This window comes from Cutibacterium nasicola (assembly GCF_052654715.2).
The window spans coordinates 2,349,098-2,364,161 of sequence record NZ_CP199745.2; the positions used below are offsets into that span (position 1 = coordinate 2,349,098).

Below are 15,064 nucleotides of genomic sequence, written 5' to 3' on the forward strand. Positions count from 1 at the left end.
CGGTCAGTACTGCTTGATGCGGTTGGTGATCTCGGAGACCTGGTTGAAGATCTGCCGCTGTTCCCCCATGAGAGCGCGGATCTTGCGGTCGGCGTGCATCACCGTGGTGTGGTCCTTGCCACCGAACTCAGCACCGATCTTGGGCAACGAGAGATCGGTGAGTTCCCGACACAGGTACATCGCGATTTGTCGGGCTGTGACAAGGGTCTGAGTGCGTGAAGTGCCCAGCAGGTCATCGGTGGAAATGTCGAAATAGTCGGCGGTCTCGGCAATGATTCGTTCGGGAGTCACTGGGGTCTCCCGGCCTTCTGGCATGAGGTCCTTGAGGACGACTTCCGCCAAGGAGATGTCCACCGGTTGTTGGTTGAGGCTGGCAAAGGCCGTCACCCGGATAAGGGCGCCCTCGAGTTCACGGATGTTGGTCTGGATGCGGCTAGCGATGAACTCCAGTACTTCAGGCTCAACGGTGATCTTCTCCGCTGCGACCTTACGCCGCAGGATGGCGATGCGTGTCTCGAGATCGGGGGGCTGGATGTCGGTGAGCAGGCCCCACTCAAACCGGCTGCGCAGACGTGGCTCCAAGGCCTCCAGCAGCTTTGGCGGCCGGTCGGAAGTCATGACGATCTGCTTCTGGGCGTTGTGGAGGGTGTTGAAGGTGTGGAAGAACTCCTCCTGGGTCTGGATCTTCGACTCCAAGAATTGGATGTCGTCGACCAGCAGGACGTCGACGTCGCGGTAGGAGCGACGGAATTCCCTGGTGCGGTTGGTGCCGATGGCGTTGATGAAGTCGTTGGTGAGTTCCTCGGTGGAGACGTATTTCACCTTGACGTTGTCGTAGTAGGACATCACGTAGCGACCGATGGCGTGCAGCAGGTGGGTCTTGCCCAGTCCGGAGCCGCCATAGATGAGTAGCGGGTTGTACGACTTGCCGGGCGCCTCCGCGACGGCGACAGCAGCCGCGTGGGCGAACCGGTTGGAAGCGCCGATGACGAAGGAGTCGAAGGTGTACTTGGGGTTGAGTCGGTTGCCCTCGTCATCATCAACGCCTGGGGTTGGCTGGGTGGAGGGTTCAGCCGCTCCGACGGTGACCTTGGGAACGAATTGGGCCGGTGGGACGGGAGTCTCTTCCTCCTCGTCGTCATGCTCGGGGGCACCGAGGGCCAACTCCAGATCGGAATCGATCGTGATGGCGAGTCGGATGCCCTTGTGGAACTGGTCGGAGAGGAGCTCTTCGAGTTCATGACGCATCTTGGACTCGACGCGTTCACGGGCAAATTCGTTGGGGACGGCGATTATGACGGTCGACCCGTGCATCGTCACTGGTGTGGTGTTGGACAACCACGCGCGGTTGGGTTTGGAAACCTTCTTGAGGATTTCGTCCCAAGCCGTGTTGAGGGCCTTGATGGGATCACTGTCGCTCGGCTGCGAACTCATCGGTGGGGGCAGCACGGCGTCCGGATGAATCGGCGCGGGACGAGGGTGGTCGGCGTCGCCGAACGGGGTGTCGGACATTCCACCACCTGTTCCCTTAGAAAGTCGTCGAGAGTTGTCCACACAGTTTTCCACAACCCGTGTGACAGGGCACCGGAAGGGCGCCGTACTGTCGAACGCTAGTGAGTCACGGGTCCATCCGCAACCGGTTTGAATGGCTTGTCAGGCGGGTCAGAGCACTACATCACTGTGGTTTCATGGATGTTGTTCAGTAGCTGTTCGTGGCGAGATTGCCAGTTTGCCGACAACGGGTTTGACAACGTAGAGTTGTCCGGTCGCTGTCCTCAGCGTCCACTTCCCCTGCGCCCATCCGGGCGCCCCGGAGGCACCGGCTCGTGTCGATCCCCCGGGTGATCCCCGAGACACAAGGGAGAACATCCCCGTGAAGCGCACCTTTCAGCCCAGCAACCGTCGTCGTGCCCGTAACCACGGCTTCCGTTCCCGCATGCGCACCCGTGCCGGCCGCGACATCCTCGCCGCTCGTCGTCGCAAGGGTCGCGCCAAGCTGTCGGCCTGAGTCTCCATGCTGCCCGCCCGGTTGCGGATGCACCGTCCTGGTGACTTCCGCGCCGCGGTTCGCGAGGGCGTTAGATCAGGCCGTCCCACTCTCGTCGTCCACGCTGGACGATGTGCATACGGTCAGCCTGAACCGACCGATATCACCGAGTTGTCCACAGCTGTTGTGGACAACTGTGGTACCGGTGGGCCACCAGCGTCCGACGGACCGACAACTTCCCGACCCGAGCTCGCGCCACGGGTCGGTTTTGTCGTCTCCAAAGCCGTCGGCAATGCCGTCACCCGCAATCGGGTGAAGCGTCGTCTGCGGCACCTGTGTCGTCCCTTCGTTGACGAACTCGAGGATGGCACCGTCGTCGTCGTGCGAGCCCTGCCAGCTGCCGCAACCCAACCTGATCGGGTTGCCAAGGATCTCGACGGGGCATGGCACCAAGCATTGCGGAAACTTCGATGATGACTGCAACGGTACCGGCACGGCGTCCGGCTCACAGCAGTGGTCTGTGGGGCACGCCGCGACGTTTTCGCCCCTTCACATGGCTGGCCATTGGCTTCGTCAAAGGCTGGCGGGCCTTGATCTCGCCACTCTACGGTGATGTCTGCAAGTACGAACCGAGCTGTTCCTCCTATGGTCTGCGAGCCCTGCAGGTGCACGGAGTGTTCCGGGCGACGCCGATGATCATCTGGCGGATCCTGCGATGCAATCCATGGTCCAACGGTGGGTACGACCCTGTGCCGGGCACCCGCGAGGCGAGACAATGGTGTGACCTGCACCCCGAGCTGGCGCGCTCCACAAAGAAATCGACCGATGACCTGACGGGTGATGACCCGAGGGATCACGGATCGGCCCCACGAACCATCCCCGGACACACCGATCCGGGGAGTACCCACATGGGTACCCCTTCCCACACCCGAGGTGAGAACTGATGCTCAACCCGATGGTCATACTTGGCCTGGGCGGCGCCCTACATGCGATGGGTCACGCCATCATGGTGCCGCTGTACTGGGCGGTGTCCGGCCTACTTGTCCTCTTCCACTACCTGTGGTCGCCGCTGTTCGGTCGCGACTCTGGCGTGTCGTGGACGTTGGCCATCGTCTGTCTGACGATCTTCATCCGTCTGCTGTTGGTGCCGCTGTTCGTCAAGCAGATCAACTCTGCGCGATCGATGCAGCTGATTCAGCCGAAGATGAAGGCCATTCAGGAGAAGTACGGCGATGACCGGGAACGTGCCGGTCAGGAAATGATGAACCTTTACCGCGAGGAAGGGGTCAACCCGGCGGCGTCCTGTCTTCCCGTGTTGCTGCAGATGCCAATCTTCCTGGCCCTGTTCCGCGTGCTCGACGGTGCCTCCCGCGGTATCGCCCGCGGTCACTTCTTCACCGAGAACCCGGGACTCATGGAGTCCCTGCAACATGCCAAGTTCTTCGGCGCTGAGCTGGCCGGCCGCTTCCTGCCGATGAACAACGGCTTCGGTGGCACCCAGATCGTCGCCCTGGTCCTCATCATCATCATGGTGGCGACGTTGTTCTACACCCAGCTTCAGCTGATGCGCAAGAACATGCCGCCGGAGTCCCTGACCGGCCCGATGGCACAGCAGCAGAAGATGATGATCTACCTCTTCCCTGCGATGTACCTGTTCTCCGGTGTGAGCTTCCCGATCGGCGTCATGCTCTACTGGTGCACCTCGAACCTATGGACCCTCGGTCAGCAGGAGATCCTCATTCGTAACAACCCGACGCCGAACACCCCGGCCTACATCGACTGGCGTGAACGCATGATTGCCAAGGGCAAGGACCCTGACGAGATCGAGCGTGCCCGTCGCGAGAAGCGTCGCCGCAAGGTCGTCGCCCCCACTGCGGTGGCAACCGCCGAGGATGGCGAGAAACCGATGGTTGCTCGTCAGGGTGTCACCCGTCAGACGGTGCGCAAGGACGTCAGTGGTGGTCGTCAGGTCGTCCGTCGTCAACAGCCTGCCAAGCAGACGCGAGCCCAACGCAAGAAGTGAGGTCGGGCCCCGGTCCGCCACGAACCATTCCACGGACCAGCATGACTGGTTGATCTTGAGAGGTAACGAACAACGATGAGCGAGAGCAGCGAGCGTATTGAGGAGCTCGACGTCGATCAAGTTGAGGATCGCGGCAGTCTTGATGTCGAGGATATTGAGGACGACGACGTCGACCTCGAGTCGGAGGATGACGTCGACGACGATGAGGAGGGCGGCGAGGAGTCTGGTGACCCCCTCGATGAGGAGGGTGACGTCGCCGCTGACTATCTCGAGGAGCTCCTCGACATCGCCGACCTGGATGGTGACATCGACACCTATGTGGAGAGCGGGCGAGCCCACATCTCCATCGTCACGGATTCCCAGATCCTCGTCGGCAAGGACGGCAAGGTCCTGGAGGCCCTGCAGGAGTTGTCCCGCCTGGCCGTCATGACTGAGGTCGGGCATCGCTCCCGCCTCATGCTTGATGTCGCCGGATACCGGGAGTCGCGTCGCAAGGAGCTAGTGGTCCTGGCAACCGAGGCAATTCAGTCGGTCAAGGAGACCGGTGAGCCAGCCCATCTGGCTCCCATGAACCCCTTTGAGCGCAAGATCGTGCACGACGCGGTTGCGGCCGCGGGACTCGTCAGCGAGTCCGAGGGTGTTGAGCCCAAGCGTCACGTGGTCATCACGCAGGAACAGTGACCCATACTCAGTCGAGTCATGAGCGTGGGACCCGGCGGGTGTGACACCCGCCGGGTCCCTTTTTGTGCATGAGTCGTGCCCGAAGTGAGCAGGTCAAGCCGACAGACATGGCTGTCATCTTTGATGAAGGGATTATTCCGACGTTGTGGTCAGAAGACAATTCCGTTCGCCTCATTCCCGTCCCTACGATGCTCGAGTTCATTGCGGCACGAAGGTCACGTTCTTTTTGCAAACCCCGGCTCGGGTGCAGGTGAAGGGGCAGTAGCGAGGTGAATGGATCGGGTCTTACGACGGTGACGAACTCACCTTGTTACCTGGCCTATTTTCCAGGAGGACCGGTCCTCAACGAGTACCGCAACGACATTGCCGAGCACCGTATCTGGGGTACCAAGACGATCAGGGACGCCATCACCAATCACAACGGCATCTCGCTAACCGAGGTGGAACTGGACGTCACGGCCCCTGAAGGCCAGCGCGTGACGTCGGTACTCAAACAGGGGACTCAGAGTGGCCACGGACTTGCCGCCGGAAAGCCACAGTTCAACGTCCAGCTTGCGTTGCGCCACGAGGACGGGACCCTCAAGACCGAGGACGAGCTTCGAGGGCTTGAACCAGCTGCTGAGGTGACCTGCAGGGCCCCGGTTGTAGAACCTTTGTGCGAGCCGCCCTGACGTGCTGAGGGTGAGTCGGTGGTGGCGCCACTCTCCTGCTGTCATCGCCAACCTGTGGGGACCGCCGAGCTGTATGGATGGCCGCGGTGCCAAAATCCTGCGTGCTGTTTGGTCATGGACGTCTGGCTGGGGGAGAGGTCGGAACTTGCAGGTCTCGCTCGGGCACATGGATCACCGACCCAGCGCGGATAGGATATTTATCGATAAACAGCTATATAGCTGGAGTCTGTCCCACGCGACACGTTCGAGTTCTTGAAGGGTGTCGTTGGTAGCCGATGCCTGGATATTGCCGGTCTTGTCGATGGGATACCAGAAGCGATACGTGAAGATGCGATGGTCCGTCCGCCGGCTGACCGTACGAAACCGAGCTCCATGGTGTGCCGATCGTATAAATCAGAGGACGATGTGTTCACAACTTGAGTCCTGAGGACTCTACAATTCGGGCATCACTGAGTCATGCTGGAGCCGAATGTTCGAAGCGCCACTCAATGGGTGACTGAAACATATGGCTGAAATTCTGTCGTGCACAAGTTATTGAATACCAGTGGTATCTTGAATTTGAGTAGAAGTATGGGTGACGAATTGGATGGGCCTCACTGGGTGGGTCTTACGAGCTAGGACGTCCAGTCCTCGCGTGAGCCGCGGCCTCACCGCGACGAGTCTGTGTTGAGGCAGCGCGCCACACTTGTTGGCACAACTGGGGCAGACCCTGAGATGGTCGGCCTTCACGGGAGGACAGTTCAAGGGCGTCGGTGACTACTCCCCCGGTGTGGGGCAACCAGTGTCGACACGTGGTCATGGTACCGCCTTGAGGCTTGTGGAGGTGATCATGGGCTTGGTTGGGTCTAATGGGGATGCCCGGTACTACCGGTGGCTGGGCCCGCGTCCGTGGAACAAGGAGCTCGCGGTGTGATGGAATCGCGACGATGGGAAGGTCGAGAAACCCAGGGTCCTCGGGGGAACGTGATGTGGCTGATACCCTCGAGGCGACCTGAGAGTCGCGATGAGCTCTGTCGGGGGTGGGCGGAACGAGTGGTGTCGGCGGATCGCGAGGACGCTGGAACTTGCCACCGTGGTATCGAAGTGCTGGAAGAGAGCGATCATGCTCACTGTATGCAGGCATGGCAGGATGTCTGCCATGACCCAGGTGACAGACGATGCGATAGCCGAGCGGCTTTACGGCGCCAGATATGAGACAATTAAACGATATGTCGATATATTGTCTAATCGCGGAGTTGAGTGGGGATTGATTGGACCCCGTGAGGTCGACAGGTTGTGGGAGCGCCATGTCCTCAACAGTGCGGCGCTGGAAAGCCTGATTCCGCAAGGATCTCACGTTGCCGACGTGGGAAGTGGCGCAGGCTTGCCTGGCATTCCACTAGCGGTTTTGCGACCAGACCTGGAGATGACCCTCGTTGAGCCGATGCTGCGACGCTACAACTTCTTGACTGACGCCGTTGATGAACTTGAGCTGAGCGATCGGGTGACGGTTGTGCGGGACCGTGCCGAAGACGCAGGCATTTCGGTCGACGTTGTCGTGTCCCGAGCGGTTGCGAAGCTGGTCACCCTTATTGCGTGGACGGCTGATTTGTTCGGACGGACTGGTTGTCTTCTGGCATTGAAAGGGCAGTCTGCCGATGAAGAAGTGGCCAAAGCGAAGAAGGAACTTTCCAAGCGTCATCTTTCTGCGGAGGTACTTCTCGTTCGCGCTGATAGATCGTCGGAAGTGACGCGCGCAGTGCGTGTCCGTCGATCTGAATCTGCCTGAAACGGTGTGATTGTCCAATAGCGAGATTCAAAGTCGAGATCCCCGACGAAAGTCTGCGTGATCGCTGTCTGACTAGGTTGGATTCGTAACCTCGATAGCGGGAGATCTGCTATGAGAGCTGGGTCGAGGTTGGGCGTCCTTCGTTGAGGTCAGGATGCCAGTTGGTTCACGAGGCGGTGTGGTGGGGTGCCTCAGTGGTGGGGTGGCCCATTGCCAGAGTGGCACCGTCGTGCGGTGTGGTTGACATAATGGTCTGTGGGGGCGAGGGCAAGACCTGGGTTCACAGCCATGCTCCGTGCGCGGAAGAAACTGACGCCACGGAGTGATTGGCGCAGCGAGCGTCGTTGGGATTTGTAGCGTGTATGGCCGAAAGTTGAAGTGACCGAGCTTGGTCGGTGCAGTGCGATCCTGGTTGCATCGCCGAGCGATCAGACAGTTCGACCGCGACCCGACTGAGATGGACCGGTCCTGTTTCACGTGAAACACGACTCCACATGCGTTGTTGGTGATCTCACGGTACCGATCGACATGACGCTGGCGAATCGTGCCGACCACCTCGTACTGGTCGACTTGGAGTAACCCCTGGTGCCGTCCCCATCAACATGGCCAGTAACGTAAAGTCCTCCGTTGGTGCGTGCATGACTCTGTACTGCGCAACAAAGATCGTTGGTGATGTTGCCCACAGGTGACCCCCACGTGGCTGCCAACTGTATTGGTGCAGCGTTGAGGGGCAACACCAACACCGAGTCGAAGGAGGAAGCGAAACTTTCTGAGGACTTATGTAGTCAGAAAGGTTACTGTCGACCGCGTGGCGGTATGAGGCACTGGAGGTAGTTCTCCAAGGCGGCGCATGAGGGGTGATCTGGTCACGTGGCGGGCCGGTCGGATCGACTGAGTCAACAGTTGGAAAGGCAGGTTCATCGGACAATTCAAGTGTCAACCGGGCTCGACGGAAGATTGCTACTGGGCGAGTTCTTGACCAACCAGGGGAAAGTGATCATGCGACATAGACCACGGTGCGACTGGGATCCTGGACCCGGTGGGTGATCTCGAGTGACTCTAGGTGTGAGGCACGCATCATGGAAGTTCGACCGAAAGACTTGGTATAACGGGATGGTTCTTGAGGCCGGAACGCGATGCATTTCCACGACCCGGATCACACAGGGGCAGTCTGTCTTGGGGACTCGTGAATTGATGTAGTCTTCAGCCAACATGAGTCGAGACAATTCCTGGCCTGGGGGTTCGTGGCGGAAGAGGCCGAAGAGAATCTTGAGTCGGCATGTTCTCAGTTCAATTATCTAAGTCACCGTTATCCACCTGCGCTATGAGGTTATCCACAGGATCTCGTGGTTGGGGTGTGTAGTTATCCACAGGCGAAGAGATGTCTCTAAGTCTGCGGGAGGTGCCCGGTAGAGTGACCAGACGACGGTGTCTCACGTGAAACATCACTCTCGCTCGCAACTGAAAGGATGCGCATGATCGACGAGGTCCCCATCTATGACGGAGCACCTAAGCGGGCGGCCTTTGATGGGCCCGAGGTGCCTGAGGCACCGGATCCAGCGGCCGATCGCGTCGACGATTCGAGGGCGTCTGCTGTACCATTGACACTCCCCCGTCCCACCAGAGCCACGACGATCGCTGTGGCCAATCAGAAGGGCGGAGTGGGTAAGACAACCACAGCGATCAACATTGCCGTCGCCCTGGCCATGAGCGGGCTAAAAGTGCTCATCATCGATACCGACCCTCAGGGTAACGCATCGACGGCCCTTGGAGTTGAGCATGAGGCAGGGACACCTGGAACGTACGAGGTCCTCATTGATGAGGAGGACATTGCCCTCGTCACCATGGAGAGCCCGGAGGCGCCCGGACTCGAAGTCGTACCTGCGACGATTGATCTTTCCGGAGCAGAGCTTCAACTTGTCGATGTGAAGGGACGAGAGCGTCGCCTTCGGAAGGCGCTGCGCAAGTACCTCAAGACTCACGACGTCGACTATGTCATTCTTGACTGCCCGCCGTCTCTTGGCTTGCTGACCCTTAATGCGCTTGTCGCCGCTGATGAAGTCTTTGTGCCCATCCAGTGTGAGTATTACGCCCTTGAAGGTGTCACTCAGCTCATGAGAACTATTGACGCCGTCCGTCGTGCGATGAACAAGGATCTCCGCCTGGGTTCGATTCTCATGACGATGTTTGACGGCAGGACCAGGCTGTCCACACAGGTGGATGAGGAAGTACGCACCCATTTCGCACGTGAGACGATGAAGACACGGATTCCGAGGTCTGTTCGGGTTTCAGAAGCACCTAGCTACGGTCGGAGTGTCCTCACATACGAGCCAAACTCTGCCGGCGCCGTCGCGTACCGAGAGGCGACCGCGGAGTTCGCCAAACGGCACGCACCTGCCCCATATTCCAGCGAGCATGGCGGTGACTCGCCAGTTGATACCTCCGATGCGAAGGAGAAGTGACGATGCCAGCAAAGCACAGCGGTTTGGGCCGTGGTTTCGGCGAGTTCTTCCAGAGGACTGATCTCGATGACGATGATGAGGAGATCCTTGACACGGACGGCGACTCCGCGGATGCATCTGCGGAAGATGGCATCCAAGGTTCACGATTCAGGCTCATTGAGGTCGACAAAGTCCGGCCGAATAGCAAACAGCCACGCAAGGTCTTCGACGATGATGAGCTGACGGAGCTGGCTGAGTCGATCAAGACGGTGGGCGTCTTGCAGCCTGTGATCGTCACGCCAGTTGACGATGGGTACGAACTCGTCATGGGCGAGCGACGGTGGCGTGCAGCCCGGAAAGCTGGTCTAGCGACGATTCCTGCGATCGTGCGAACGACGGCGAGCGAGGACATGCTGCGAGATGCCCTTCTCGAGAATCTCCATCGTGTCCAACTTAATCCATTGGAAGAGGCCGCCGCGTACGAGCAGATGCTCAGCGATTTTGGTTGCACCCAGGATGAATTGTCGGAACGTATTCGGCGGTCTCGGTCGCAGATTGCCAATACGATACGACTGTTGAAGCTCAGCGCAGGTGTTCAAAAGCATCTCCTCGAGGGTGACATCACTGCCGGACACGCTCGTCCACTGTTGTCGTTGGACGATTCGGAGCTCCAGAACAGGATTGCCGATCGTATTGTGGATGAGGGTCTGTCAGTGCGAGCGACGGAGGAACTCGTTCGGCAGACCCTGGATGACACGACGGAGGTCAAGCCCCATCAGCGCAAGAAGCCGCATAGGGACGCCGAGGCCGTGAAGTGGGGGGATGAGCTGTCCCAACGTTTCCAGACCGCGGTGAAGGTGAAGCGGCGCAACGGTCGGGGCACGGTCACCATGGCCTTCAATAGCAATGAAGAGTTAGAACGACTTATCGATAAATTGTCACAGTGACACGGTATCTGCGACAGCCGTGCCGGCGGTGGCTTCAGGTGCTGGAGAAGCGTGTATGGATGGTGACATACGCAGGCTCGGTCGTCAATGTCATCGGGTAGTCGGGCGTGGGTGATCAATCGTCGACACCGCTGTGACCGGTCAGTGCGAACGTCAGTGGCATCCCTGCCAGTGCCACGCACGTTTTTTGGCGCGCCTGTAAAGGGCCAGCCAAGAGTCTCGCCGGTCACGTCGTCGCCGTGTTGCACGTGAAACAGAGTACTGAGGCCGGCCAACCAACACTTCCAGTCGAAGTCAGGAGTACAACGGTCGAGATCACGGAGTCGTGATGACCGTCGTCAGCACCTTCTGCCAAGGTGACCGTGCGCTGGGTGGAATGGGCACTCTCTTACCCTTGCATACCTGATCAACCCCGGCCAAGAGAATGCCGACCAGCATGATGGGTGCCTGCCCGATGCGAGTGGTAAGGACGGTCCGTGAAATCTGGTCGATCTCAGCCATGGCTATGAGCGACATCGTCAACGAGCTCCGAACACACCTCGCCAAGATCCAAACCAGCAGCTTCCATGGCCACAGGGACAAGGGATGTTGCCGTCATGCCTGGAACAGCTCCGGCTTCCAGGAAGACTGGACGACCCGACTCGTCCACGATGGCGTCCACTCGTGAAATACCTGAGAAGTCGAGTTCACGTTGAACGATCCTGGCCATCTCGGTCGCAGCTTCTGCCGCGTCATCGCTGATGTCGGCGGGAGCGGTCAGACGAGCCTCGCCACCGGTATACATCGTCGAGTAGTCATAAAACCCGCCGACCGGGCGGATTTCCACAGCAGGCAGCACCTGCGTCCCTTGAGAGGTCGTGATCATGCCGATTGCCAGCTCCGTGCCAGTGATGAATTCCTCGACGACTGCCATGTCATCGTAGGAATATGCGTTGGCAATGGCTTGGGGGAGATCTACGGCATCGTCAACCTTCGTGACTCCCAAGCTCGAGCCGCCGCAAGCTGGTTTCACGACGACTGGGAGTCCGAACCGTTCCGCGATGGACTGGATGACGCTCCGAGCTCCGAGCTCTCGGAAGATGCCGTGGGGAAGAGCAACCTGCTGCGGTGTGGTGACACCCGCGGCAGCAACAGTTCGTGACGTGATGGACTTGTCGAAGGAAATGCGGCAGGTCGCCGGTCCCGACCCCACATAGGGAACACCCATGAGCGTGAGCACATCAAGAAGGGCACCATTCTCTCCCAGGCCGCCATGCAAAAGGGGGAAGACAACAGCTCCATCGTTGGCACGCAGGGTCTCAATGAGGGAGGAGTCGACGTCGGCCTCGACGACCTCATGCCCGACTCGGCGCAACGCCTGTGCAACGGTGCGACCTGACTTCAAGGAAATGTCGCGCTGGTGGCTGAGTCCCCCTGCAAGGACGACGACTGTCTGCAACATGGAACCATTCAACCAGCGTCGAGACGAGGACAGGGATACCGACCCCCCATGTCAGCCAGACAGGGCACACAGCCCTAAACAGACGCGGCTCACATACATCGATTCACAGATAAATCGACAAATCGTTGTTTTCTGGTCGACGACCACGTCACTCTCGCGGCCCATGAATCATTGCCCAGTCAGCCAGACGTGGCGTCGCGCCCACGGGCAAGGTTCTCACAGACTTCGCGCCCGTAGGGGGATTAGGTGAGGTTCGGTCCTGGGCCAAGATCGCGAGTATAACGTTGGCCGTCAGCCAATTCGAAGGTCTCGGCGATCTCGAGCTCCTCGCGCATCACACCGGCAAGTCTCTCGACGCCGACCTTGATCCGCTCAGGCGTCGGGTAACAGAACGACAGTCGAATATTTCGCTGTCCTCGTCCGTCGGAGTAAAAAGCCGTTCCGGGAGTGTAGGTGATGAGCTTGGTGACGGCCCGGGGGAGCATTGCCGCTGAGTCAAGCGCTCCCGGCATCGTCAACCAGACGAAGAACCCACCAGATGGACGAGTCCACGTCGTCCCTTCAGGCATGTGCTCGGCCAGACAGGTCAGCATGGTGTCGCGACGGACGCGATACATGTCGATGAAGCTGCGGATCTGCCCGCGCCAGTCCCAATGTGTCAGGTAGCTGGAGATGGCGAACTGAGAGAAGACCGGCGGGCACAAGGTTGCCGACTCCTGGGCGAGGACCAGCTTGTCGCGCACGAAGGACGGGGCGAGCACCCAGCCGACGCGGAACCCCGGCGCAAAGGTCTTGGAGAATGATCCCAGGTAGACGACGTTCTCGGGATCCATCGATTTCAGGGTCGGCAAGGGATCCCCGTCAAGATTGAGCAGACCGTACGGATTGTCCTCGACCACGAGCAGGTTGAGCTCGTCCGCCACGGCCAGGACCCCACGTCGCCTGTCGGCAGACTGGGAGATTCCCGACGGATTCGAGTGGTTGGGAATCGTGTAGAGGAACTTGACCGACTTGCCCTTGCGACGGGCGTCCGTAACCTTCTCGCGCAGCGACTCCGGCACCAGGCCGTCGTCGTCCATGTCAACGTGGATGACCTCAGCTTGGTAGGAGGCGAAGGTGTTGAGAGCCCCGACGTAGGACGGCGATTCCGCCATGATGACGTCGCCCGGATCGCAGAAGACTCGAGTCACGAGGTCGAGTCCCTGCTGGGACCCGCAGGTGACGGTGACATCGTCGGGGTCAGCGACGAGACCTTCGACGGCCATGACCTCACAGATGTGCTCGCGGATTTCCGGCTCGCCCTGGCCTGATCCGTACTGCATGACGATAGCGCCGCGGGTGTCGACGAGTTCCTTCAACGATTCGCCGACGACGTCGAGGGGTAGGTCGGCGATGTTCGGCATGCCACCGGCCAGAGAGACAACCTCGGGCCGATTCGCCACCGCGAAGAGGGCTCGAACCGGAGAGGTCTTGAGACCGAGGGTGCGGACGGAGTAGCGATCATGGAACTTGTCGAAGGTGGTGTCGACGCGACGGGTTGCGGTGGCCCCAGCGGCCTTGGGAGCGGCAGTGGCGGCATTGATGCGCACGTCATCGGTCGAAGGGGCGGGCTGCCTGATGATGTGGTCTGTGCTGCTCACCCCCTCACTGTGCCCCACCAATGCTTCGGAAATCTAGAATGACACTCATACGGATGTGGTCTATGTCACCCACCGCGACGTGACAAAAGGCCCTGTCGGTAGTGTTCATCGCCACCGGCCATGCATGGGGCTCATTGGAGGAGGCATCGTGCGAGTCAGACACCTGACGACCCTGGAAAGGGAGGATGTCGCATCCCTTGGTAGGTCCGGAAATCTTCGTCCCTGGGGGATCGACGCCGATTCGCCCTTTCCTGACTGGGCTGACGCCGCGTGCCGAGCCTGGGGATTCCTCGGGGTCGCAAGTCGGCACGGGGACGAGTTCGACGGGATCATTCTGGTGGCCCCCGAATCCTGTCTTCCCCTCGAACACCCGATTTCGAAAATTCCCCGTACACCGGGGGGAGCGGTTCTGGTGGGCTTCCTGCCCCATCGAAATGACGTTTCTTGGGGACGAGTGCGTACCTCTTTCCTGGCAGCACGCCTGTACGGGTCAGTTCCGGTCATCGAAGCCGGTGGTGTCGTCGGACCGTGTGGTGATCGACGGCTCGCGCCGGTGACCTGGTTGGAGTCGTGGGGATTTCAGGAGACCGACCCCATGTGCGCGGGGCCCGTTCGACGGATGAGGCTGGATCTGCGCAGGTCAGTCAAGGCTGAGGAGAGCTGGGCGGAACGCTGGTTCGGGTGGCTGCGCGGTAACGGGCTCGCCCCGGCGGACGTCGGACGGTTGCGATGGCCGACGGGTTCAGCGCGCCAGGATCATGAACCGACGGCGACCGTTGAGACCAGGACGCAGTCCTTGCAGCAGGCGATTCGCGAGCCGCTCACCTGATAGTAGAGGCAGCAACTGCGTCGCTGAAACCTTGGACCGGCAGTGACATCAGGGCGAGGGTCGACCATGACCAACAATTCGGTTGCAGCATTGATGGCCGCCTGCCGTAGATCGGGACGGCAGCGGGAAATCATGACGACCGACGTGCTCACCGCTGAGGCCAGGTTGTCGAGAGCGACAGCTTTGCTCAGCCCGGCGTCGATGAAGGCATCGGTGATTCGTCTCACCGCCGAGTCGGTGATGTTGGCTGGTCCAGGTTTCCAGGACACCGAGATCGGAACGGGGGCTGCAAGCACATCCTGGAACCAGAGATCCTCCAATCGGGGGAAATCGACGTCATGGCCGAGCGTGCGAGCCGCGACCACGGATACGACGAGCCTGGCGACAATCCCCAATTGGGTGGCGGACAAGGCGACTCGACGGGCAACCGGGCCTGAGGCTGCCGCGACGTCGTGACCGTGACCGGCCTTTCCCTCGTGACGCTGGGCCAGCAGGGCCTCATGGGTGTGGTTGATGCGACGTCCCATGACCTCCGGGGTGACGAGGAGAGTGCCGGGAAAGGGCTGGTTCTTCGCAGTGAGGGGCCATTTGGTAGTCACGGGCCTGTTTTTGGGCAGCAGTGGGTCTCAGGTGCGA

Annotated in this window: 14 protein-coding genes and 1 pseudogene; 10 read left to right on the top strand and 5 right to left on the bottom strand. The window is 60.0% G+C overall.

Annotated features, from left to right (window positions below; translation table 11 throughout):
• Positions 1 to 3: 3 nt before the first annotated feature.
• Positions 4 to 1,512, bottom strand: a complete 1,509-nt coding sequence (dnaA, locus tag ACUCCZ_RS10970) for a chromosomal replication initiator protein DnaA (protein ID WP_435917644.1) — start codon at positions 1,510 to 1,512, stop codon at positions 4 to 6.
• A gap of 361 nt (positions 1,513 to 1,873) precedes the next feature.
• On the opposite strand from dnaA, the gene rpmH reads away from it, so the two are divergent.
• The 9 genes from rpmH to ACUCCZ_RS11015 all read left to right on the top strand — a co-directional run bounded on the left by rpmH (position 1,874) and on the right by ACUCCZ_RS11015 (position 10,518).
• The gene (gene rpmH / locus ACUCCZ_RS10975) at positions 1,874 to 2,008 is read left to right on the top strand and encodes a 50S ribosomal protein L34 (protein WP_435917643.1); all 135 of its coding nucleotides are present in this window, start codon (positions 1,874 to 1,876) and stop codon (positions 2,006 to 2,008) included.
• Between the two features lie 6 nt (positions 2,009 to 2,014).
• On the top strand, positions 2,015 to 2,461 hold the full coding sequence (rnpA, locus tag ACUCCZ_RS10980) for a ribonuclease P protein component (protein WP_435917642.1): 447 nt from the start codon (positions 2,015 to 2,017) through the stop codon (positions 2,459 to 2,461).
• Entirely contained in the window at positions 2,458 to 2,931 is a 474-nt protein-coding gene (yidD, locus tag ACUCCZ_RS10985; protein ID WP_435917641.1) for a membrane protein insertion efficiency factor YidD, read from the top strand. Before rnpA ends, yidD begins: the two co-directional genes overlap by 4 nt.
• A complete protein-coding gene (gene yidC / locus ACUCCZ_RS10990; protein WP_435917640.1) occupies positions 2,931 to 4,010 on the top strand; it encodes a membrane protein insertase YidC in 1,080 nt (359 codons plus the stop codon). The genes yidD and yidC overlap by 1 nt, the downstream gene beginning before the upstream one ends.
• A 75-nt stretch (positions 4,011 to 4,085) precedes the next feature.
• Positions 4,086 to 4,691 (top strand): Jag family protein, encoded by a 606-nt coding sequence (locus tag ACUCCZ_RS10995; protein WP_435917639.1) that lies wholly within the window; start codon positions 4,086 to 4,088, stop codon positions 4,689 to 4,691.
• A 293-nt stretch (positions 4,692 to 4,984) separates the two neighbouring features.
• Positions 4,985 to 5,362 carry a hypothetical protein gene (locus tag ACUCCZ_RS11000; RefSeq protein ID WP_435917638.1) on the top strand — a complete coding sequence of 126 codons (378 nt, stop codon included), beginning with the start codon at positions 4,985 to 4,987 and terminating at the stop codon, positions 5,360 to 5,362.
• Positions 5,363 to 6,491: 1,129 nt separating this feature from the next.
• Positions 6,492 to 7,130: a 16S rRNA (guanine(527)-N(7))-methyltransferase RsmG gene (rsmG, locus tag ACUCCZ_RS11005; RefSeq protein WP_435917637.1), complete on the top strand. Its 639-nt coding sequence runs from the start codon at positions 6,492 to 6,494 to the stop codon at positions 7,128 to 7,130.
• A 1,469-nt stretch (positions 7,131 to 8,599) separates the two neighbouring features.
• Positions 8,600 to 9,592, top strand: coding sequence for a ParA family protein (locus ACUCCZ_RS11010; RefSeq protein WP_435917636.1), 993 nt, complete (start codon positions 8,600 to 8,602; stop codon positions 9,590 to 9,592).
• Positions 9,589 to 10,518, top strand: coding sequence for a ParB/RepB/Spo0J family partition protein (locus tag ACUCCZ_RS11015; protein WP_435917635.1), 930 nt, complete (start codon positions 9,589 to 9,591; stop codon positions 10,516 to 10,518). Before ACUCCZ_RS11010 ends, ACUCCZ_RS11015 begins: the two co-directional genes overlap by 4 nt.
• 315 nt (positions 10,519 to 10,833) lie before the next feature.
• Here the strand turns inward: ACUCCZ_RS11015 and ACUCCZ_RS11020 are convergent, their stop codons facing one another.
• From ACUCCZ_RS11020 to ACUCCZ_RS11030, 3 genes are all read right to left on the bottom strand, one after another.
• Entirely contained in the window at positions 10,834 to 11,019 is a 186-nt protein-coding gene (locus tag ACUCCZ_RS11020; protein ID WP_435917634.1) for a hypothetical protein, read from the bottom strand.
• Positions 11,012 to 11,959 carry a D-alanine--D-alanine ligase family protein gene (locus ACUCCZ_RS11025; RefSeq protein ID WP_435917633.1) on the bottom strand — a complete coding sequence of 316 codons (948 nt, stop codon included), beginning with the start codon at positions 11,957 to 11,959 and terminating at the stop codon, positions 11,012 to 11,014. The genes ACUCCZ_RS11020 and ACUCCZ_RS11025 overlap by 8 nt, the downstream gene beginning before the upstream one ends.
• A gap of 242 nt (positions 11,960 to 12,201) precedes the next feature.
• Positions 12,202 to 13,548, bottom strand: coding sequence for an aminotransferase-like domain-containing protein (locus ACUCCZ_RS11030; protein ID WP_435917711.1), 1,347 nt, complete (start codon positions 13,546 to 13,548; stop codon positions 12,202 to 12,204).
• Positions 13,549 to 13,747: 199 nt separating this feature from the next.
• Here ACUCCZ_RS11030 and ACUCCZ_RS11035 point away from each other — a divergent pair, with 199 nt between their 5' ends.
• The gene (locus ACUCCZ_RS11035) at positions 13,748 to 14,428 is read left to right on the top strand and encodes a hypothetical protein (RefSeq protein WP_435917631.1); all 681 of its coding nucleotides are present in this window, start codon (positions 13,748 to 13,750) and stop codon (positions 14,426 to 14,428) included.
• Here the strand turns inward: ACUCCZ_RS11035 and ACUCCZ_RS11040 are convergent.
• Positions 14,356 to 14,964, bottom strand: a pseudogene (locus tag ACUCCZ_RS11040) ((2Fe-2S)-binding protein); the annotation flags it as partial. The gene ACUCCZ_RS11035 and the pseudogene ACUCCZ_RS11040 overlap by 73 nt on opposite strands.
• Positions 14,965 to 15,064: the final 100 nt, after the last annotated feature.

What these genes read in the sequence shown, in the direction of transcription:
- yidD (WP_435917641.1), top strand. Translation starts at nt 2,458, where the DNA reads ATGATGACTGCAACGGTACCGGCACGGCGTCCGGCTCACAGCAGTGGT.
- ACUCCZ_RS11010 (WP_435917636.1), top strand. Translation starts at nt 8,600, where the DNA reads ATGCGCATGATCGACGAGGTCCCCATCTATGACGGAGCACCTAAGCGG.
- ACUCCZ_RS10995 (WP_435917639.1), top strand. Translation starts at nt 4,086, where the DNA reads ATGAGCGAGAGCAGCGAGCGTATTGAGGAGCTCGACGTCGATCAAGTT.
- ACUCCZ_RS11020 (WP_435917634.1), bottom strand. Translation starts at nt 11,019, where the DNA reads ATGGCTGAGATCGACCAGATTTCACGGACCGTCCTTACCACTCGCATC.
- yidC (WP_435917640.1), top strand. Translation starts at nt 2,931, where the DNA reads ATGCTCAACCCGATGGTCATACTTGGCCTGGGCGGCGCCCTACATGCG.
- dnaA (WP_435917644.1), bottom strand. Translation starts at nt 1,512, where the DNA reads ATGTCCGACACCCCGTTCGGCGACGCCGACCACCCTCGTCCCGCGCCG.
- ACUCCZ_RS11025 (WP_435917633.1), bottom strand. Translation starts at nt 11,959, where the DNA reads ATGTTGCAGACAGTCGTCGTCCTTGCAGGGGGACTCAGCCACCAGCGC.
- rsmG (WP_435917637.1), top strand. Translation starts at nt 6,492, where the DNA reads ATGTCTGCCATGACCCAGGTGACAGACGATGCGATAGCCGAGCGGCTT.
- rnpA (WP_435917642.1), top strand. Translation starts at nt 2,015, where the DNA reads ATGCTGCCCGCCCGGTTGCGGATGCACCGTCCTGGTGACTTCCGCGCC.